21 protein-coding genes and 1 tRNA gene are annotated in these 20,393 nt (G+C 62.5%); 6 read left to right on the top strand and 16 right to left on the bottom strand.

What is annotated here, in order from left to right:
* Positions 1 to 98: 98 nt before the first annotated feature.
* From Q0844_RS16530 to Q0844_RS16465, 14 genes are all read right to left on the bottom strand, one after another.
* Entirely contained in the window at positions 99 to 344 is a 246-nt protein-coding gene (locus tag Q0844_RS16530) for a hypothetical protein (protein WP_299047101.1), read from the bottom strand.
* A 69-nt stretch (positions 345 to 413) separates the two neighbouring features.
* Positions 414 to 1,583, bottom strand: a complete 1,170-nt coding sequence (pobA, locus tag Q0844_RS16525; RefSeq protein WP_299047100.1) for a 4-hydroxybenzoate 3-monooxygenase — start codon at positions 1,581 to 1,583, stop codon at positions 414 to 416.
* Between the two features lie 48 nt (positions 1,584 to 1,631).
* A complete protein-coding gene (locus Q0844_RS16520; protein ID WP_299047963.1) occupies positions 1,632 to 2,297 on the bottom strand; it encodes a TetR family transcriptional regulator in 666 nt (221 codons plus the stop codon).
* The gene (locus Q0844_RS16515) at positions 2,294 to 3,823 is read right to left on the bottom strand and encodes a trimethylamine methyltransferase family protein (protein ID WP_299047097.1); all 1,530 of its coding nucleotides are present in this window, start codon (positions 3,821 to 3,823) and stop codon (positions 2,294 to 2,296) included. The genes Q0844_RS16520 and Q0844_RS16515 overlap by 4 nt, the downstream gene beginning before the upstream one ends.
* Positions 3,820 to 6,225, bottom strand: coding sequence for an FAD-dependent oxidoreductase (locus tag Q0844_RS16510; protein ID WP_299047095.1), 2,406 nt, complete (start codon positions 6,223 to 6,225; stop codon positions 3,820 to 3,822). The genes Q0844_RS16515 and Q0844_RS16510 overlap by 4 nt, the downstream gene beginning before the upstream one ends.
* Before the next feature lie 338 nt (positions 6,226 to 6,563).
* A tRNA-Pro gene (locus Q0844_RS16505) sits at positions 6,564 to 6,640 on the bottom strand.
* 15 nt (positions 6,641 to 6,655) lie between these two features.
* A complete protein-coding gene (locus Q0844_RS16500; RefSeq protein ID WP_299047092.1) occupies positions 6,656 to 7,639 on the bottom strand; it encodes a DMT family transporter in 984 nt (327 codons plus the stop codon).
* A 72-nt stretch (positions 7,640 to 7,711) separates the two neighbouring features.
* Positions 7,712 to 8,074 (bottom strand): hypothetical protein, encoded by a 363-nt coding sequence (locus Q0844_RS16495; protein ID WP_299047091.1) that lies wholly within the window; start codon positions 8,072 to 8,074, stop codon positions 7,712 to 7,714.
* Positions 8,075 to 8,195: 121 nt separating this feature from the next.
* Complete coding sequence (leuB, locus tag Q0844_RS16490) at positions 8,196 to 9,299, bottom strand: 3-isopropylmalate dehydrogenase (RefSeq protein ID WP_299047089.1); 1,104 nt, start codon at positions 9,297 to 9,299, stop codon at positions 8,196 to 8,198.
* A 33-nt stretch (positions 9,300 to 9,332) separates the two neighbouring features.
* The gene (locus tag Q0844_RS16485) at positions 9,333 to 10,334 is read right to left on the bottom strand and encodes an endonuclease/exonuclease/phosphatase family protein (protein ID WP_299047087.1); all 1,002 of its coding nucleotides are present in this window, start codon (positions 10,332 to 10,334) and stop codon (positions 9,333 to 9,335) included.
* Between the two features lie 32 nt (positions 10,335 to 10,366).
* A complete protein-coding gene (locus Q0844_RS16480; protein ID WP_299047084.1) occupies positions 10,367 to 11,203 on the bottom strand; it encodes a hypothetical protein in 837 nt (278 codons plus the stop codon).
* 297 nt (positions 11,204 to 11,500) lie between these two features.
* Complete coding sequence (leuD, locus tag Q0844_RS16475; protein ID WP_299047082.1) at positions 11,501 to 12,106, bottom strand: 3-isopropylmalate dehydratase small subunit; 606 nt, start codon at positions 12,104 to 12,106, stop codon at positions 11,501 to 11,503.
* 91 nt (positions 12,107 to 12,197) lie between these two features.
* Positions 12,198 to 13,601 (bottom strand): 3-isopropylmalate dehydratase large subunit, encoded by a 1,404-nt coding sequence (gene leuC / locus Q0844_RS16470; RefSeq protein WP_299047081.1) that lies wholly within the window; start codon positions 13,599 to 13,601, stop codon positions 12,198 to 12,200.
* Between the two features lie 55 nt (positions 13,602 to 13,656).
* Positions 13,657 to 13,815 carry a hypothetical protein gene (locus tag Q0844_RS16465; RefSeq protein WP_299047079.1) on the bottom strand — a complete coding sequence of 53 codons (159 nt, stop codon included), beginning with the start codon at positions 13,813 to 13,815 and terminating at the stop codon, positions 13,657 to 13,659.
* A gap of 23 nt (positions 13,816 to 13,838) precedes the next feature.
* Between Q0844_RS16465 and Q0844_RS16460 the strand changes: the two genes are divergently transcribed.
* The 5 genes from Q0844_RS16460 to rlmH all read left to right on the top strand — a co-directional run bounded on the left by Q0844_RS16460 (position 13,839) and on the right by rlmH (position 17,634).
* Complete coding sequence (locus Q0844_RS16460) at positions 13,839 to 15,236, top strand: mechanosensitive ion channel domain-containing protein (RefSeq protein ID WP_299047077.1); 1,398 nt, start codon at positions 13,839 to 13,841, stop codon at positions 15,234 to 15,236.
* Positions 15,233 to 15,898: an MBL fold metallo-hydrolase gene (locus Q0844_RS16455; RefSeq protein WP_299047075.1), complete on the top strand. Its 666-nt coding sequence runs from the start codon at positions 15,233 to 15,235 to the stop codon at positions 15,896 to 15,898. Before Q0844_RS16460 ends, Q0844_RS16455 begins: the two co-directional genes overlap by 4 nt.
* Positions 15,899 to 15,971: 73 nt before the next feature.
* Positions 15,972 to 16,643: an FAD-binding oxidoreductase gene (locus Q0844_RS16450; protein ID WP_299047073.1), complete on the top strand. Its 672-nt coding sequence runs from the start codon at positions 15,972 to 15,974 to the stop codon at positions 16,641 to 16,643.
* Between the two features lie 147 nt (positions 16,644 to 16,790).
* Positions 16,791 to 17,150 (top strand): ribosome silencing factor, encoded by a 360-nt coding sequence (gene rsfS / locus Q0844_RS16445; protein WP_299047960.1) that lies wholly within the window; start codon positions 16,791 to 16,793, stop codon positions 17,148 to 17,150.
* A 13-nt stretch (positions 17,151 to 17,163) separates the two neighbouring features.
* A complete protein-coding gene (gene rlmH, locus Q0844_RS16440) occupies positions 17,164 to 17,634 on the top strand; it encodes a 23S rRNA (pseudouridine(1915)-N(3))-methyltransferase RlmH (protein ID WP_299047070.1) in 471 nt (156 codons plus the stop codon).
* Positions 17,635 to 17,731: 97 nt separating this feature from the next.
* On the opposite strand, the gene Q0844_RS16435 is transcribed toward rlmH, so the two are convergent.
* Together Q0844_RS16435 and Q0844_RS16430 are read right to left on the bottom strand one after the other, a co-directional pair.
* Entirely contained in the window at positions 17,732 to 18,091 is a 360-nt protein-coding gene (locus Q0844_RS16435; RefSeq protein ID WP_299047067.1) for a hypothetical protein, read from the bottom strand.
* Positions 18,092 to 18,127: 36 nt separating this feature from the next.
* Positions 18,128 to 18,826: a DUF599 domain-containing protein gene (locus tag Q0844_RS16430; RefSeq protein ID WP_299047064.1), complete on the bottom strand. Its 699-nt coding sequence runs from the start codon at positions 18,824 to 18,826 to the stop codon at positions 18,128 to 18,130.
* 84 nt (positions 18,827 to 18,910) lie between these two features.
* On the opposite strand from Q0844_RS16430, the gene Q0844_RS16425 reads away from it, so the two are divergent.
* Positions 18,911 to 20,359, top strand: coding sequence for an FAD-linked oxidase C-terminal domain-containing protein (locus tag Q0844_RS16425; RefSeq protein WP_299047061.1), 1,449 nt, complete (start codon positions 18,911 to 18,913; stop codon positions 20,357 to 20,359).
* Positions 20,360 to 20,393: the final 34 nt, after the last annotated feature.

Below are 20,393 nucleotides of genomic sequence, written 5' to 3'. Positions count from 1 at the left end.
GAACTCTTGCGTGTTGCCCTTCGCATGGCCCGCGCCAAACGTCCGGCCCAGGTTCGTCTTGGCAAAGATGCCGTAGACGCGGCTGCCGTAATGAACGGTCAGGTTGCTGATGTCCTCTCAATGGCCATGGTGATTTCCTTGCGTTCCGTGCCGCCATTGCCGCCATACCGGACCCCGGTCAGGATCAACGCATCGATGCGCGACCCGGACCGAAAGCCAATGGATTGCACGGCCTGGATGTCGAAGGATTTGCCGCCGTCGCCACCGGGGGCGAGTGTTTCAATTCTTCTTTTCCAATGGGTGCGAGACCGCTGCGAGGGCGGACATGCCGCGTGTGGCCTCATGTCACGACAACCGACAAGGAGGGTGGTTCATTTACGCTAAAGCAGCGGAAATTTGAAAAGTGTTTAAGATCAGTACGGTAGACCGACATAGCTGAGCGCCATTGCGGCCTGTGCTTCGCGACTGTCGCGCAGCAGGGCAAGTTCGGCCAGTTGCATCTTCTTGTCAAAGTCGGTTTGGCCGGGGAAATGGTGCATCAGCGTGGAAAACCACCAACTGAAGCGCTGCGTTTTCCAGACGCGCGCAAGGGCGCGCTCGGAATACCGGTCGATCCCTTCGCTGTTTTTCTCACCGTAAAACTGGCGCAAACCCTGGTTCAGGTAATGCACATCCGACGCAGCCGTGTTCAGACCCTTGGCGCCTGTCGGCGGCACGATGTGGGCCGCATCCCCACACAGGAACAGCCGCCCCCACCGCATCGGTTCACAGACAAAACTGCGCAAGGGGGCGATGGATTTTTCAATGCTTGGCCCCGAAACCAGCACATCCGCCGCTTGCGATGGTATCCGGCGCCGCAATTCGTCCCAGAATGCATCATCGGTCCAGTTTGATGGATCGTCGGATGTGTCACACTGGATGTAGTAACGGCTGAGATTGGCATTGCGCATCGAACACAGGGCAAATCCGCGATCCGAATTGGCATAGATCAGTTCATCGTTCACGGGCGGGGTCTCGGACAGAATGCCAAGCCAGCCAAAGGGATAAACCTTCTCGTATTCCCGCCGCACGGCCTCGGGAATCGTCTTGCGACTGACCCCGTGAAACCCGTCACAGCCCGCGATGAAATCACAGTCGATCCGATGCGTCTGGCCCTGCTGCGTGTACGTGACAAAAGGGGCGTCCCTGTCGGCATCGTGGATGACCACACCCGTGACCTCAAACCTCGTATCCCCACCGGATGCGTCCCGCGCATCATAAAGATCACGCGTCACTTCGGTCTGGCCATAGACCAGGACGGTGGCGTCGGTATGTGCGGCGAAATCCACGCGGAACATGTCGTTGTCATAGGCAATCAAGGTGCCGTCATGGACAAAGCCTTCGGCCTTCATGCGGGTGTCCACACTTGCTTCGCCCATCAGACCGACAAGGCCACGCTCCAGCACACCGGCGCGAATGCGGCCCAGCACATGCGCCCGGGATTGCCGTTCCAGCACGATCGTTTCGATGCCCGCCTTGTGCAGCAATTGCCCAAGCAACAGGCCGGACGGGCCGCCGCCGATGATCACGACCTGAGTGCGCATGATGTCCCCCCGAGGTTTGTGATACGACATAACCAATTGCTGCAAAGGTCAAGCACCGGCGACCGCGCGGGCATAGGCGGCAAAGTCCGCGACTTCGCCTTCACTTGCGGGACGGCCCGTAAACGCCACCAGGTATCCCGGCACCATGGCAAGCCGTTCCTCCAGTGTTTCGCCCAGGTTGGCGTCGTCATAGCCAAGCTGCATGTAATAGATCACGCGCGCCCGTGCGGCGGCTTCCAATTCCGGATAATCAAAGCGCAGGAACATCTGGGTCAGTGCGGCCAGCCTGGCATCGTCGCCGGCCCTGAGCACGGCATTGACCTGATCGGACCGCCGGGCCCAGTCCCGCACAGCAAAGTCGAGCCGATTGTCAAAGAGGTCCGTGTTGATGTTGCAGCGAAAGATGTTGCAGCATGCTTCGGTGATTGTAAGCGCGGGCGCGTTGGCCTGCGCCACCATGGCGGCCGTGTTCGTCCGTTCCCAATGCTCAAGAAGCGCGTTCAACAGATCCGTTCGGTTCTTGAAATACCAATAAAAGCTGGATCGCGACACGCCCATGGCCACCGCCAGTTCGGCCACTTTCACGGCCTCGACGCCACCTTGCTTCAAAACGGACAGGGCCGCGTTCAGCCAATCCTGTCGCGTCACCTTGATGTTCCCGACCAACGGATCCTTGGCCGGATCGTCCCTGTGCAAGAGCGGTTCAGACATCAGCTTGTGGGGGCGCAACCGCCTGCGGCAGTGCGGTCTGCTATGTATTTGTGCAAGGCCTCCAGACGATCGCCATTGGTCGCAGGCGGGGTAAAGTCGCGCAGGATACCTTTCCAGATGTCAGTCGCCCGCGTGGTGGCATCCAAACCGCCGCGTTCTTCCCATGTCCCGAAGTTGGCAAAATCCGCCACGACGGGTTCATAGAATTCGGTCGCATAGCGTTCCATCGTGTGGGCCGCGCCAAAGAAGTGCCCGCCCGGTTGCACCTCTTCCAATGCGTCCATCGCGATCTCGGCCTCGTCCGCCGGAGTGGCGGCGCAAAGTTCGGCCACCATCTGCAAGACCTCGACATCCGTGACCAGCTTTTCATACGAAATGGTCAATCCGCCCTCCAACCACCCCGCCGCGTGCAACGTGACGGTGGCGCCGGCCATCAGGCAGCCCCAGGTTCCAAACTGCGTCTCGTTCGCGGCCTGCACATCGCCAAGGTTCGCCGCGGACCCCGACGCACATCGCCACGGCAAACCGATATGGCGGGCAAGCTGACCAGCGGCCAATGATGCCTTGAAGTGTTCCGGCGTGCCAAAGATGGGCGCGCCCGACTTCATGTCCACATTCGATGTGAAAGTGCCGTAGCACACCGGCGCGCCGGGATTGACCAACTGGCCCAGTGTGATTGCCGCCAACGCTTCGGCATGGCTGAGCGTCATGGCCCCCGCAACCGTGATTGGTGCCATGGCCCCCATCAGCGTGAACGGCGTGATGATCGCCATCTGGCCCGCACGGGCAAAATCCATGATCCCAAGCGCCATGGGGATGTCCAGTTGCCGGGGCGAATTGGTGTTGATGATGGTGTAGCAATGCGAACGGGCCGCGAATTCGGCATCTGAAAGCCCGCGAAAATCGCGCAGCATTTCAAAGCTTTCATCGACCTGCCCGGTCCCACGCGAAAAGATGAAGGGCAGTTTGTCCGTCAGTTCCATCTGCCCTTGGATCATGGCGTAGTGGCGCAGGTGGATGGGCACATCCTGCGGTTCCACCAGCGGCGGGATCATGTGCAGCACGTCATAGTGCTGCGTCAGGCTGATCAATTCACGAAAGTCCTGTTCCGTGCCCGGACGGCGACCCCGGTCCAGATCGGTGGCATGGGGACAGCCCGCGCCGGGCTGAAAGATCATCGACCCCAGTTCCATCACCAGATTGCGGTCCGGGCTTCCCGCGATCAGGGGAAAGGATCTTGGCGCGGTTGCCAGCGCCGCCTCGACCATCTCGCGCCCGATATGCACCATTTCGGTACTGTCATTCACGCGCGCGCCCCCCGATTTGAACCTGGCCCGCGCTTCGGGCAGCAAAACCTTGATGCCCAACCGTTCCAGAACGTCCAGGGACGCTTCGTGCAGCGCTGCAATCCGGTCCTGCGAAAACACGTTCATCGGCGGGAAGGGATTGCGCAGGGTGCGGTAGTTGGTGGTGCGGCTCCTCACGGGGGCCGCACCACGACCGCGGCGGCGACGGGCAGGGTCTGTCATCCCCGCATGGCCTTGCCTGTCGGGTCATAGGGCGAGGGGCCGATCACCTTGGCGGACCGTTCCACGCCGACGACGTGGACCTTCAGGTCGGTGCCTTCGGCTGCGGCATCAACGTCAACCAACGCCATGGCGAGGGACTTTTGCACCGTGTGCCCATAACCGCCCGACGTGACGAAACCCACGCGCGTATCGCCATTCCATACGGGTTCGTACCCGCTGGCATCCGCGTCATCGGCATCTATTTCAAGCGTGACCAGCTTTTGCGCCGGACCATTCCCGTCACGCTCAGCGATGGCGGCGGCCTTGCCCACAAAGTCCTTGTCCCAGTCGATCCACCGGTCCATGCCGGTCATGCCGGGGGTATAGCCTTGGGTAAATTCAGCCGACCAGATGCCAAAGGATTTTTCCAGCCGCAACGACAGCATGGCGTTGAAGCCGTATTCCTGCAGGCCGAAATCCGCGCCAGCCTCCAGCAGCATCCGCCGCAATTTCACATGATCGCCGTAGCGGCAGTTGATCTCGTACCCCAACTCACCCGCGACAGACATGCGCGCCACCTTTGCCCGGATCATGCCCACATCAAAATCACCACAGCCCATGAACCCCAGCGCGCCAATGTCCTGATGGCACAGCTTTTCGATCACCTTGCGCGCATTCGGGCCGGTCAGGCCAAAGCCGCACATCTCCTCACCCAGATCGCGGACCTGCACGCCGTCGATCATGTGGTCGTCGAACCAGCGCATGTGCCAGGCGCGCAGGTAATAGGACCCCATGATCCACCACGGGCCGTCACCCCAGTTCAGGACCGTCAAGTCACCCTTCAGTCGCCCGTCCTCGCCCAGCATCGGGGCCAGCTTGGCCCGATCCGGCGCGGGCAGTTTCGACGCCATGACGTGGTTCAGCCACGCTTCGGCCTGCGGTCCTGTCACCTCGAACCGCGAGAAGCCGGTGATGTCGACCATGCCGACATTTTCGCGCACGTTCCGGCATTCGGCGGCGACAATATCATGCGCGTTCGACCGCTTCAGCGTCAGGTTTTCCACGAAATCGTCGGAGGGCGCAAAATACAAGGGCGTCTCCAGATCCCAGCTTGACCCCCAGCGACACCCGGCCGCCGTCATCGCATCATGCGCAGGTGCCATCTTCAGCGGCCGCCCCGCTGGAAGCTGTTCGTTCGGGTACGACATCACGAAGCGGCGGGAGTAGAACTGTCCGGTGGTTTCCTTGATGTACTGCTTGTTATCGGCGAACTTGCCATAGCGGGCGACGTCCATGCAGTAGACATCGGCTTCCGGTTCGCCCTCGATCATCCATTCTGCCAGCGACTTGCCGACGCCGCCGCCCTGCAGGAACCCGGCCATGACCGCACAGGCGGACCAGTAGCCGCGCTTGCCCGGCACCGGCCCGACCAGCGGGTTGCCATCGGGGCTGAACGTGAAGGCGCCGTTGACCCAGGTTTTGATCCCCACATTCTCGGCCGATGGATAGCGGGCAAAGCCCAGCGTCAATTCGTTCTCGATCCGGTCAAGGTCTTGCTGAAACAGCTCCATCCCGTAATTCCACGGCGCGCCGTCCATGGCCCAGTGCTGGTGCTCCAGCTCGTAAATGCCGATCAGGATGCCCTTTTGGTCCTGCCGCATGTAAGTGAACCCCTCAAGGTCGACGGTCATGGGCATCTCAAAATCATGCGCGGCCACTTCGGGGATCTGGTCGGTGATCAGGTAATGGTGCTTCAGCGGCGAGACAGGCAATTCGATCCCCGCCATGCGTCCCACCTGCTTGGCCCAAAGACCCGCCGCATTGACCACATGTTCGCAACGGATGTCGCCCTTGTCCGTCTTCACGATCCAGCCGTCATGCACCTGTTCCAGCGCCTCGACCTTGGTGTGTTCGAACACTGATGCACCGCGTTTCTTGGCCGCCGTGGCATAGGCATGCACGGTGCCGGTTGTGTCCACATACCCTTCACGGTCGGCCCACATGGCCCCCAACACACCATCCGTGGACATGATGGGACAGCGGTCTTGCGCTTGCTGCGGTGTCAAAAGCTCGCAATCCTCAATCCCGATGGACTGGAACACGCGGTAGGCTGATTGCAGCCATTCCCAGCGTTCGGGCGTGCCCGCCAGGGTCAGGCCGCCGGTCATGTGCAGCCCGATGTTCTGGCCGCTTTCCTCTTCGATCTCTGACAAAAGATCGATGGTATAGGCCTGAAGCGCGGCCATGTTCGGGTCCGCATTCAGCGCGTGAATGCCGCCTGCCGCATGCCAACTGGACCCGGCTGTCAGAACGGATCGTTCGATCAGCGCCACGTCCGTCCACCCCATCTTGGCCAGGTGATACAGGACCGATGCCCCCACAACACCCCCGCCAATCACCACCACGCGATATTGCGACTTCATCCCGATATTCCCTGTTCCGAGTCGTTGTTGCGGAAACGGTGCGAAATACTGGACATCCCTGTCCAGTGCTTTCGCGACATACAACGATCCTGCTGCGACGGGTGGCAAGGCCATGCAGGGTCCATCTGGCACAGGCCAGTCAAATCGACCGGGATGGCGGACAGTGAACGCGCCCATTTCGAAAAATGCGCCTCACGGTAAAAGCGTGATGACGTCGGTATCGTGTGGCGTTCGATCACACGGTCGTCCGCCGCGCACAGCGCGGATGCGGTGCAAACCCAAGATCGTTGCCGCGGGCGCGATCAAGGGCAAGGGCAATGTAGACAAGGGGTGTTTCTTGGTCGGAGTGAGAGGATTCGAACCTCCGGCCCCTGCCTCCCGAAGACAGTGCTCTACCAGGCTGAGCTACACTCCGACCGATGCGCGCGGATTACTCCGCGTCCGGGGTTTTGGCAAGGGGCTTGTCCCGGAACCTGCCGCTGGTCATCAGGCTGCTGACACGGAACGTACCGGGCGTGCCGATGCGGCTGCGGGTGCGCAGCACGGGGGTGTTTTCGGAATTTCCGGACGTGCTTTCGCGGAACACGATGAACAGGCCGGACGCGATGATAATGCCCGCTCCGACGCCGGTGAACATGTCCGGCGTTTCATCGAAAAAGATCAGGCCATAGGCCGTTGCCCACAGGATCTGCGAATACTGCATGGGCGCCACGATCGCGGCTTCGCCGGTCTGGTAGGCGGCGATGATAAAGCGGCCCGCGACCCAGGCCATGACCGAAATGATGGCCAGCATCGCCAGATGCTCGCCCGGCATGGGTTTGTAGACAAAGATCAGGGCAATCCCCATCACGACAAAATTCGCAACCATCGGATACAGCAGCAGGACAACCGTCCGCTCTTCGGCCCCGATCTTGCGCACGACGATCGACGCAAACGCCCCGGCAAAGGCGGCGACGATGGCGGCGGCATGGCCAAGGGTCAGATCCGTCGTGCCCGGGCGCAAGACAACCATCACACCCAGCAGCCCCACAATGACGGCAAGCCATCGCGGCAGACGCACCTTTTCGCCCAGGATCGGGATCGACAGCACGGTAATCAGCAACGGCGTGGCAAACAGGATGGCATAGGTCTGCGTGAGCGGCAGGTTCGAAAACGCGTAAAACGCCGACACCCCGGTGATCACGGCCCCCACGGTGCGCAGGGCCATCCACCACGGATGCACGGGAACCAGCGTGCCGGGCCTTGCATCCCGCATCAGCATGATCGTTGCCAGCGGAAAGCTGAGCAGCACGCTGAAAAACACGATCTGGATGGGCGAATACGTGGCCCCGAGCGTCTTGATGAAGACGTCGTGGGTGGAAAACAGCCCAAAAGCGATCAGGGCCAGAAGCGCCCCCTTGGCATTGGATGACATCAGCGTCGCCTTGGTGGTTGGGTCAGGGGCTGCATAGCGGGGCTGGCCGCGCTCCACCAGCCCCGCCACTGCCTAAATAGACAGCGCACCTTGTCCGAAGATGAACTGCCAGCGGCTGCCATCGGTCATTGTGACAAAGCCGGAACCACTGGTGGGCGATTGGAAATAGGCGGTGCCGACGCCGCGCAGGCCGTTGTTGCACACGACGGGGAAGCTCACCGTGCTGATATCCGCGAACTTGTCATAGGTGCCCGAACACACCGCGCTGCCATTCGTCGCCTGAAAGCTGCCACCATGCAGGAACGTGTCGGTGGCAGAGCCGCGGAAGGTCATGCCGTCATCGCCAATCACGCTGACGGGGTATGCAAGATCACAGGCCGCAAGGCCACCAAGAACAAGGGCGCACAGTGCAGTGCGCAGGGAATACAGGGACATGGGATTTCCTTTGGTCCGTTACTACGGATCACGAAGTGGTGACCGCGTCGTGATGTCCCAAGTCAGGAATTCCTGCCCTGACATGGCGCGCGACCTGTGGCAGTCGCGCGCCCGCGCCCTGTCAAAGGCTGGCGTCAAGGGCCGCGAGGATCGCGTCGCCCATGTCTGCCGTCGACAGCGGTGTGCCGCCTTCGGGTCCCATCAGGTCAGCCGTGCGTGCCCCGTCTGCCAGCACCTTTTCGATGGCGTTCTCCAGCCGCGCGGCTTCGTCCCCTTGGTCGAAGGAATAGCGCAGGGCCATCGCAAAGCTGAGCATGCAGGCAATCGGGTTCGCCTTGCCCTGACCCGCGATGTCGGGGGCCGAGCCGTGGACGGGCTCGTACATGGCCTTGGGCCGTCCGTTCGCCATCGGTGCACCCAGCGAGGCGGAGGGCAACATGCCGAGCGAACCCGTCAGCATCGCGGCACAGTCCGACAGGATGTCGCCGAACAGGTTGTCCGTGACGATCACGTCAAACTGCTTGGGCGCGCGCACCAGCTGCATCGCGCCATTGTCGGCGTACATGTGGCTCAGCTCCACCTCGGGATAGTCTTCGCCCACCTTGGTCACGACTTCGCGCCAGAGAATGCCCGATTCCATCACGTTGGCCTTCTCCATCGAGCAGACCTTTTTGCTGCGGCGCATCGCCAGTTCAAAGGCCGAGCGGGCGGCGCGTTCGATCTCTGATTCAGTATAGCGCTGGGTATTGATACCGACGCGTTCGTTGCCTTCCTCGAAGATGCCGCGCGGTTCGCCAAAGTAGACGCCGGATGTCAGCTCGCGCACGATCATGATGTCAAGGCCTGCGACCACATCCTTTTTCAACGAAGAGAAATCCGCCAGCGCGTCAAAGCATTGTGCCGGGCGCAGGTTCGAAAACAGGTCCATCTCCTTGCGCAGACGCAGCAGGCCGCGCTCTGGCTTCACCGAAAAGTCCAGGTCGTCGTATTTCGGCCCCCCAACGGCACCCAGCAGAACCGCGTCCACCTCTTGTGCCTTGGCCATGGTGTCGTCGTGTAGCGGCACGCCATGCGCGTCATAGGCCGCCCCGCCCACAAGGTCGGTCGAGACGTCAAAGGCCAGGTCCCGTTTCGCGCCGTACCAGTCGATGACCCGGACCACCTGGTCCATGACTTCGGGGCCGATGCCGTCGCCGGGCAGGATCAAGATCGACGGATTGGACATGGGCGAAACTCCTTTGATTGCTTGAGGTTTCGCCTACTCACCACCGTCCGCAGGGTCAAGGGTCAGGTCGGCCCAAACAAGCCGGTGGCGGCTGGCTGTGGCGACCGAGTCGGCAAAGGGATCGTCCGGTGCGGGCCACAACACGCCGCTGTCGATGGCGGTCCAGTGGGTCGAGGGCAAAACATAGCTGACGCGCAGGTCGCCGGGCACGGGATCGGTCCAGTCCACGGTGTCGGTGCCAAACTGTCCCCGCGGGGACACATCGCTAAGCCGTTGATCTTGCAGAAGGTCAATGATCGCACTGTGCAAACCGCTGCCGTCCCGGGGGTCAAGGTTTGCATCCCCGGCAATCACAAACGCACCCGGCGGTGCGGTGCCAACGGTGCCGTCCAGAACGTGCTGCCACAGCCGGACCTCGTCGTGATTGCGCTTGCCGTTCCGATCTTCGGGCCCGTCAAAGACCGGCGGGCTGGCATGGAAGGTCATCAGGTGAAACGGACCGTCCGGCGTGGTGATGGACACGATCCAGTGCCCGGTCGTGGACAGGCGCTGAGCGGCTTGCGCCTCTTTGGATGGGAAGGGGGCCCCGTTCACCTCGGGCAGACGCGCGTCCGGCACATCGACCCACAGTAGGTCGGACAGGTCCTGGACGTTGGCGGCATCAATCGGCAGGCGCGACAGGATCGCCATACCGCCCTGACCGGAAAAGTAACCAAAGCCCTGGGCGTCGCGCGGTCCGCCAAGCCGTCCGTCACCATCCATATCCAGTCCGGTGGGACGGCCGGTGTTGGGACGCAGCGCAAAATGGTGTGGGTACCCCGCAGCGTCGGCAAGGCGGCTGAGCGCTTCTCCGGTCAGGTCGTAGTCGATGCCCTGGAGCGCCAGAACGTCGGCATCCGCCCGCGCGATGACGTCGAGCACGGCAGTGATCTGGTCATCGTCACCTCGCACGAGGTCACGCAGGAAAAGACCGGGGCCCTTGCGTTGGAGTTCCGTGTTGTAGGTGGCGATGCGCAATGTGTCCGCCTGTGCCACGGCCCCGCACAGCAGGGCCGCAAGCGTCGTGATCAGGCCGGCAACATGTCCGGATCCGCGTTGGCATAGGCGCGCTTGCGCTGGTCCTTGATCATCTCTGCGATCCGCTGCATCGCGATGCCGCGCATGATCATGCTGGCGGGAAGAAAGGCCCATGCGCTCATCGTCCAGATCAGGGTTTGCGGGTTCTCAAGCGTGATCGGGTTTAGCAGGTCCGCTGCCATCTTGACCACCGCCGGAATGAGGAAGGGCAGAAGGAAGCCAAGGGCGATGTTGATGCGCGCGTCACGGTTGAGGCGGTACAGGACATCGCCGCCCGCCGTGGGGTCGAACAAGGGCAGGTTGACCCAGACGTTGAACGACCCGTTGCGCGACGGCCAGCCCAGAACGCGAACGAGGAACAGGAACATCGCCATGCCGATCAGCGAGATGAGGTAGGCAATACCGGCCGCTGTGCGCACCGATTGCACCACACTGTCATGTGCGTCGGGCGGCAGCATCAGCACCACAAGGCGCACCGGGCTGTAGGGAAAGTCGATGCTGCTGCCGATGATCGTGCCGACAGAGGTCAGCGCATTGGTCAGCAGGGTGGGGTCCGTCTTGCCACGACAAATGATGCTAAGCAGCAGAACGGTGGCCAGAAGGGCGGCAAAGCGCAGGCGGTTGAACGGGGCGGCATCGCGGAACTCGACAATGCTGGGGCTTTGCGCATTGTATTCGATGAACGTCAGAAAGGCTGCAAGAAGCGCAATCAAAACAGTGGCTTGCGATGAATCAATGGACACCCCGGGCACCACAAGTGCGGGCGTGGCAATCATCAAAGCCACCAAAAAACCGCGCAATGCGGCTCCAGACAATCGTGCAATCACGTTTCTCGATCCCTTCAAACTGGCCAGCCGCGATACGTTGCCGCGTGCTTGTTCCAACTTGATCCCACCGGGTCAGGCGGGTGCCTCATTCTGGCCACATTTGTGCCTTGATTGACCCGGTCTCTCAAGCCTTGTGGTTAATGAAACGTAATCCATTGGGCATTTTGAGGGTCGGTGTGGTGCGTTTGTGCATCATTTCTGAGGCGGGATTTTGGCAGGGCGCAAGATGTTGTGTTTGCGCCCTGCGGCAGGCATAGCGATGCACCACCGCTATGCCATATCTTGGTTAATGGTGGCTTAGACCCACGGACGCGCCTGTGCCGCCTGCGCCTCGTAGCTGTCGATGCTGTCGACCTTTTCCATGGTCAGGCCGATATCGTCGAGCCCTTCCATCAGGCAGTGCTTCTTGAACGCGTCCACCTCGAAGCTGAAGCTTTCGCCGTCCGACGTCGTCACCGTCTGGTTTTCCAGATCGACGGTCATGCGGGCATTGGCGCCTTTTTCGGCGTCTTTCATCAGCACGTCGACCGCGTCGGCAGGCAGCGCGATGGGCAGGATGCCGTTCTTGAAGCAGTTGTTGTAGAAAATGTCGGCAAATGAAGAGGATATGACGCAGCGGATGCCGAAATCCTTGATCGCCCAAGGCGCGTGTTCGCGGGACGATCCGCAGCCGAAATTGTCACCGGCCACGAGGATTTCCGCATTGCGGTATTGCGGCTGGTTCAGCACGAAGTCCGATATTTCGTTGCCCTGCCGGTCAAACCGCATCTCGTCAAACAGGTTCGCACCAAGGCCCGAGCGCTTGATGGTTTTCAGGAACTGCTTGGGGATGATCATATCGGTGTCGATATTCACCAGCGGCATGGGCGCCGCGATCCCTGTAAGTGTTTCGAATTTGTCCATTTATCTTGTCCTTTTCCCGCGGGATGGTGCGCCCATAGGGCACACCTTACGCGCCGGGTGTAGGGTGCGCATTCACTGCGCACCTATGGCGTTACATCAATTCCCGTACGTCCGTCAGCTTGCCGGTGATTGCGGCCGCCGCTGCCATGCCGGGCGACACGAGGTGCGTGCGGCCCTTGTAACCCTGCCGCCCCTCGAAGTTCCGGTTGGAGGTGGAGGCGCAGCGCTCGTCCTCGGCCAACTGGTCGGGGTTCATCGCCAGGCACATGGAACAGCCCGCAAGGCGCCATTCGAAACCGGCCTCCTTGAAGATGTCGGCAAGGCCTTCTTCCTCGGCCTGCGCGCGCACAAGGCCCGAGCCGGGGACGACCATGGCGCGTTTGACCTTGATCTTCTTGCCCTTGAGGATTTCGGCGGCGGCACGCAGGTCCTCGATGCGGCCATTGGTACAGGAGCCGATGAAAACGGTGTCGATTTCGATGTCGGTCAGCGGCGTGCCGGGCGTCAGGCCCATATAGTCGAGCGAGCGTTGGGCCGCGCCGACCTTGCCGCCTTCGAAATCATCCGCAGCCGGCACAGTGGCCGTGATCGGCAGCACGTCCTCGGGCGAAGTGCCCCATGTGACGACAGGCGCGATGTCTTCGCCCTTGATCGTGATGACCTTGTCCCAATGGGCGTCGTCATCGGAGTAGAGCGTTTTCCACCACGCAAGGGCGGCCTCGAACTGCGCGCCCTTGGGGGCATGGGGCCGGCCCTTGACGTAGTCAAAGGTCTTTTCGTCCGGCGCGATCAGGCCAGCGCGTGCCCCGCCCTCGATCGCCATGTTGCAGACGGTCATGCGCCCTTCCATCGACAGGTCCCGGATCGCTTCGCCGCAATACTCGATGACATAGCCGGTGCCGCCCGCGGTGCCGGTCTCGCCAATGACGGACAGGGTGATGTCCTTGGCCGTCACGCCGGGGCGCAGCTTGCCCGTGATCTCGACCTTCATGTTCCTGGATTTCTTCTGGATCAGCGTTTGGGTCGCCAGCACGTGTTCCACCTCGGACGTGCCGATGCCGTGGGCCAGCGCGCCGAAGGCGCCGTGGGTGGCGGTGTGGCTGTCACCGCAGACGACGGTCATGCCGGGCAGGGTCCAGCCCTGTTCGGGGCCGACGATGTGCACGATGCCCTGACGCACGTCTGATACGGGATAGTAGTGAATGCCGAAGTCGCGCGCGTTCTTGTCAAGGGCGGCGACCTGGATGGCCGAATCCTCGGTCATGTTCTTGGGGTCTTCGCGCCCTGCGGTCGTCGGCACGTTGTGGTCCGGCACGGCGATGGTCTTGTCCGGTGCGCGGACGGGGCGGTTTGCCATGCGCAACCCTTCAAAGGCTTGCGGGCTGGTCACTTCGTGGACCAGGTGGCGGTCGATATAGAGCAGGCAGGTGCCATCGTCGGCCTCGTGCGCGACATGCGCATCCCAGATTTTGTCATAAAGCGTCTTGGGGGACATTTTGGTCCTCTCCCTTAAAGATACGAATTTTCAGATGGATGGCGGGCGGCCAGCCTTATAGGCGCGCCAGCACCGTGTGCGTCGCCCCGAAAAAGCGTTCGCGCAGGCGTGCGCGGTCATCCATGTCGAACAGGCGTGTCATGTCTGCCAGATAACGGGATTCCATGCGCCGATCAAGCGAGGTGCGATTGATCGTGCTGCGTGTGCGTTGCATGCTGTCCGGAACGAGGAGACAGGATGGCCAATCACACCGACGGCACCGGCAACGAGATTGCGGATGCGCTGAACTCGGCTGCCGAGGCGGCAGCGCTGGGCGAAACGCAGGACGGCGAAACACTGCTTGAGGTCGGCACATCCCTGGGTGTGTTGCTGCTGGAACATGCGCAGACATTCCTGTCCTCGTTGCTTCGGCCCTGGGTCGCCTACCAGATCGGCATCGCGCTGCTGGCTTTTGTCGGGGCGATGTTGCTGCGTCGTGTGCTGGGGCCACGCATCCGCGAATGGATGGGCACGCGCGAAGGCTGGCCCAAATGGCGCATGCGCGTGCTGGTGGTGGTGCACCAGCGCTTGCGCGCCATTTTCTTTGTCGTCCTGATGTGGATGGTCGTTCTGGTCATGCAAGAGATCACGTGGCCGTCCCGATCGTACATTCTTGACCTGATTGCGACGCTGGCGACCGCATGGCTGTTGGTGGCGTTTGCCACCCGGCTGATCCGGTCGATCTTTTTGCGGCGGATGGTGCGGTACGGGGCGTGGATCTATGTCACGCTGTATGTCCTGGGCGTCGTGGACGAGGCGGCGCAAATCCTGGATGCCGCGGCCTTCAGCATTGGCGATGTGCGCATATCGCTGCTGCTGATCGTTCAGGGCATCGTCATCATCGGCGTCCTGTTGGCGCTGGCCCGGTTTATCACCGTCACAACCTCCAGCCGGGTCCAGTCGAACGAGGATATCTCGCCCTCGATGCGGGTGCTGATCGTCAAGGTCGTGCAGATCGTGTTCTACGCCATCGCGTTCTATGCGGGCGTGCGGGCGCTGGGGATCGACCTGACGGGGCTGGCGGTGCTGTCGGGGGCCATCGGCGTGGGCCTTGGCTTTGGTCTGCAAAAGGTGGTGTCGAACTTGGTGTCCGGTGTCATCATCCTGCTGGACAAGTCCATCAAGCCCGGCGACGTGATCAGCCTGGGCGACACGTTCGGGTGGATCCAGACGCTGGGCGCGCGCTATGCGTCCGTGGTGACGCGGGACGGGCGCGAATACCTGATCCCGAACGAGGATCTGATCACCGGGCAGGTGGTGAACTGGTCCCACTCCAACGATTTCGTGCGGCTCGATATCTATTTCGGCACGTCCTACGGCTGCGATCCGCACAAGGTGCGCAAGCTGTCCATCGAGGCCGCCAAGGGGGTCGAACGGGTGCTGTCCTCGCGCCCGCCCGTGTGCCACATCGTGGGCTTCGGCGACAGTTCCGTCGACTATATTCTGCGCTTCTGGATCACGGACCCGACCGGCGGGCTAACCAATATCCGGGGCAATGTGTATCTGGCCTTGTGGGATGCGTTCAAAGAGAACAACATTTCCATTCCGTTCCCGCAGCGCGAGGTGCGGATGTTGGGGGAGGACGACGGATCATGATCCAGATTGCAGAGAACGTGTGGCAGATCCCGGTGATGCCGCGCCAGTCGGTGAACTGCTACCTGATGGGTGATGTGCTGGTGGATGCGGGCGTGAAACGGTCAGGTCCCAAACTGCTGCGCGCGCTGCAGGGCAAGGCGGTGTCGGGCCACGCGCTGACCCATGCCCATCCGGATCATCAGGGGGCCACGGCGGATGTGTGCAAGGCACTGAACCTGCCGCTGATGTGTCACGCAGAGGAGCGGGAGGCGGCGGAGACGGGCCATGTCCTGGGCTCGTTTCCGAACCCGGGGTCGCTGATGGCGCGGATGCAGCAGCGCTTCTTTGCCGGTGCGGGGCATCCGGTGGCACGCGTGCTGGCCGAAGGCGACCAGGTCGGCGGGTTCGAGGTGATCGAGACGCCGGGGCACACGCGCGGCCACATCTCGTTCTGGCGGGCATCGGACGGGGTGCTCATTGCGGGCGATGCCGTGGTGGGCATGAACCTGCTGACAACCCGGCCGCAGCTTGGCCTGCCCCTGGGGATCGCGACCTGGGACATGGAGGTGGCAAGGCAGTCCATCGCCAAACTTGCCGCGCTGTCCCCGAGAAAGGTGGCGTTCGGACATGGGCCTGCCGTCGACGGCGCGGCTTTGGCCGCATTCGCCGACAGCCTGGGCTAAGCCGCGCCCCCGGGTGGGCTGCGGAACGCGACGGCCTGCATTTGCGTTGCCTTGCCAGACAAGGAGAGCCGCCATGCCCTACGATCTGACCCTGCGCGAGATCACCCCACTGACCCATGATACGCACCGCTACGTCTTTGACCGCCCCAAGGACCTGAATTTCGAACCCGGACAGGCGGCGGACCTGTACCTGACCCAGGACGGCTGGCGGGACGAGGGGCGCCCCTTTACCTTCACGTCGCTGCCTAAGGACGATCATCTGGAGTTCGTGATCAAGAGCTATCCCGACCATGACGGCGTGACGGCCCGCCTGCCGACCCAGGCGCCCGGCACCGCCTTTTGCCTCGACGATGTGCGCGGCGCAATTTCCGATCAGGGCCCGGGTGTCTTTCTGGCGGCAGGCGCCGGGATCACGCCCTTTACTCCGATTTTGCGGGCGCGGGCGCAGGCGGGCTCGGTTACGGGCTGTCACCTGATCTTTTCCAACACGCGTGCGGCTGACATCATCCTGCGCGGCGAATGGGCGGTGATGGAGGGTTTGCGCGTCGATCACGTGCTGGCAGAGGAAGACGCGCCCGGCCTGCATCACGGCCAGGTCGACGCGACATTCCTGCGCGAACAGGTGCAGGATTTCGACACGACGTTCTATGTCTGCGGCCCGCCCGGCTATGTGGATGCCATGCGCGACGCGCTGCGGGCGAGCGGTGTGGACGACAGCGCCATGGTCATCGAAGACGGATGGTGAGGCCTTTCATTGAAATGTCACGCGCGCGTTGTTACCATAACCCTATCCCAGCGCCGGGGACCCGTGGACGGCGTGCTGACCAAGGAGGACAATGTCCTGTCATTCTCTGCTGACGCGGTTCAAGCCGCTGATGGAGCCGCGGCTGTGATGGCCGCCCCTCAAACGCAAGCCACAAGCGAAGCGATCCTTGAGGCTGTGCTGTCTTCTCTCAACGACGACAAGGCCGAAGATGTCGTGCAGATCGATCTGCGCGGCAAGACCGCCATGGGTGATTACATGGTGATCTGTTCGGGCCGCTCGTCCCGCCAGGTGGCGGCCATCTCGGAAAAGCTGGTGGAGCGCCTGAAGGCGACCTTCGGCATTCCGACACGGACCGAGGGCAAGGACACCGGGGATTGGGTGCTGATCGACACGGGCGATGTGATCGTCCACGTGTTCCGCCCCGAGGTCCGCGAATTTTACCAGTTGGAGAAGATGTGGCAGCCCGGCGCTGCGGCAGCCAACTGATCACGCCCGACAGATGCGTGTGCATATCTGTGCCGTGGGCCGCCTGCGTGGTGGCCCCGAGAGCGATTTGGTCAGCGACTATGTGACCCGCTTTGACCGCACGGGCCGGGCCCTTGGCCTGGGCCCCCTGATCCTGACAGAGGTGGACGACCGCAAGGGCGGCGGGATGGCGGCAGAGGCCGACCTGCTGCGCCGCGCGCTGCCCAGGGGTGCGGTGGTCTGTTGTCTGGACGAACGCGGCAGGGTCGAGACCTCGCCTGCCTTTGCCAAGCGGTTGAGCGGATGGCGCGACAATGGCCGCGGTGACGTGGCCTTTGTCATCGGCGGGGCCGACGGGATTGACCCGGGCCTGCGGGCCGAGGCGGATTACCAGCTGTCCTTCGGGTCCATGGTGTGGCCGCACATGCTGGTGCGGGTCATGCTGACCGAACAGCTGTATCGCGCCGCATCCATTCTGGCCGGGTCGCCCTATCATCGGCTGTGACCCGAAGGACGCCTTGCGGCGACGCGATTCATTTTTGTGAATGAGGGACGCTGTCCCTCAAACTCCCTGTCGTATTTCCGGTCGGAAGAAGGCGCGGTCAGCTGCCGGGCAGGTCGACGATCGTGGTCCCTGCATTCCAGCCTGCCGGCAGATCGCGGGCCTGGACCTGCACCTGTGTGGTGCCTGCCGGAATGACCACCCCGTCCAGGCTGCGGGTGAAGGGCTGTTCCGTCTCGTGCGGATGGAACAGGACCCGCATGCCCAGTTCGTTGCCCTCCATATCCAGCACGCGCCAGCCATCGGCATAGTGGTCCCAGCCGGTGTCGGGATGGCGAATGGTCACCGAAAAGCGATAGGTGTCGGTGCCGGTTCTGGTGACGGACACGTTTTCGATCACCGGGTCTTCGGCAAGTGCGGGGGCCGCGATCAGCAGCGCAAGGGCAATGAGGCGTTTCATGGCGTCAGGGTAAGGTGCCCGTGCGCGCCTGTCATGTCACGTGTCCGTGCCCAGCAGGATGGTACGCGAGTTCGAGGCGAATTCACGCCGCCAGATCACGGCCAATGTGAAGATCGTCGCCCCGATCAGGCTGATCGGCCCTGCCAGCCAGGCCACGCAGGCCAGCGCGAAATAGACCGAGCGCAGTCCCCGGTTGAACGAACGCGCCGCGGTGATGTTGACCTCTGCCGCCTGGGCCGCGCGCGGATTGCAATCGGGATGCGTGGTGTCATTGGGCACAGCCGCCATCACCACCGCCGCATAGCCGAACAGCCGGTTGGCCCAGACGAATTTCAGGAAGGCATTGGTCAGAAACAGCGCGACGATCAGCATCTTCGCCTCCCACACGAAGGTGGGCGCATCCATCAGGACCAGGTCATTGGCGATTCCGGTCAGCCGTTCTGCATTCCCGATCAGGGCCAGGGTGCCGCCGATCGCGATCATCGCGGTCGAGGCAAAGAACGCCGTGCCCTGCCGCAGGCTGGCCACGATCTGGGCGTCGAAGATGCGCGGTTCGCGCGTGATCATCTGCTGCATCCACTGGCGCCGGAAGCCCGCCATGATCTGGGACGTCGACGGGTGTCTGGCGGCGGGATGTTCGATCCGCCATCCGATCAGCAGCCACCCCAGCACGACCATCGCCAGGGCTCCGAAATCCAGAGGTGTGAAAAGCGTGATGCGGTCGAGCCAGGTCATGGCTGCGGTCTTACACCGCAGAGAACAGGATTGCATCCCGCAGAAATTGGTCATATTATTTTACCAATTGTCGGAGGATGTCCCATGGAAATGCCTGTCCCTGATTCTGATGTGCTGGCCCGCAAGACACGTGTTGTCGAGCGGTTGCGCGGGGTGCTGCCCGGGACCGCCGTCATTGATGATCCCGCCGAAACGCGCGCATATGAATGCGATGCGCTGACCGCGTATCGGTGTCCGCCCATGGTTGCCGTGCTGCCCGGGACCACGGCAGAGGTGTCTGCCGTTCTGCGCATCTGCCACGAGGAAGGCGTGCCAGTGGTGCCGCGCGGGTCGGGCACGTCACTGGCGGGCGGGGCCCTGCCCACCGCGGACTGCGTCATCCTGGGCGTGGCGCGCATGAATGATGTGATCGAGACGGACTATGACAACCGCATCATCCGGGTGCAGACCGGCCGCACCAACCTGAGCGTCACGGGTGCGGTGGAGGCGGACGGGTTTTTCTATGCGCCTGACCCGTCCAGCCAGCTGGCCTGTGCCATTGCGGGCAATATCGCGATGAATTCAGGTGGCGCGCATTGCCTGAAATACGGTGTGACCACCAACAACCTGATGGGCGTCACCCTTGTGCAGATGGACGGCACAGTGGTCGAGATTGGCGGCGCGCACCTGGATTCCGGTGGGTTGGATTTGCTGGGCGTCATCTGCGGGTCCGAAGGGCAGTTGGGGGTCGTGACCGAGGCGACCCTGCGCATTCTGCACAAGCCCGAGGGCGCGCGGCCCGTGCTCATGGGCTTTGACAGTGCCGAGGTGGCGGGGGCCTGCGTGGCCGACATCATCAAGGCGGGTGTGCTGCCCGTGGCCATCGAGTTCATGGACAGGATGCTGATCGAGGTGTGCGAGGATTTCGCCAGGGCCGACTACCCGATGTGCGGCGCGCTGCTGATTGTCGAGGTCGAAGGGTCCGATCCGGAAATCGACGCGCAACTGGCCCTGATCACGGCGATTGCCGGACGGCACAACCCCGTAGCCCTGCGCGAAAGCGCCTCGACCGAGGAAAGCGCCCGCATCTGGGCCGGGCGCAAGGCGGCGTTTTCGGCCATCGGGCGCGTCAGTGACTACATGTGCCTTGATGGCACCATTCCGGTGTCGGAATTGCCGTATGTGCTGCGCCGCATTGGTGAGATGTCGGAAAAATACGGTCTGCCCGTGGGCAACGTGTTCCATGCGGGCGACGGGAACATGCACCCGCTGATTTGCTATGACGCGAACAAGCCCGGTGACCTGGAGCTGTGCGAGGCGTTCGGGGCCGAGGTCTTGAAATTGTGCGTCGAGGTGGGTGGCTGCCTGACCGGAGAGCACGGCGTGGGCATCGAGAAGCGCGATTTGATGACGTATCAATATGCGCCTGCTGATCTGGAGGCGCAGATGGCCGTAAAGGACGTGTTTGACGCGAAGTGGTTGTTGAACCCGGCCAAGGTTTTTCCCTTGGCGGTGTCAGAGCAGTGGCGTGGCGCGCAGATGGCGGCGGAGTAGGGGGCCAGCCCCCTCGGCCTGTGGCCTCACCCCC

It is taken from the genome of uncultured Tateyamaria sp. (assembly GCF_947503465.1).
GTDB lineage: Bacteria > Pseudomonadota > Alphaproteobacteria > Rhodobacterales > Rhodobacteraceae > Tateyamaria.
The sequence above is the reverse complement of the archived record's forward strand: the minus strand, read 5'-3'. Positions and strand labels throughout refer to the sequence as shown.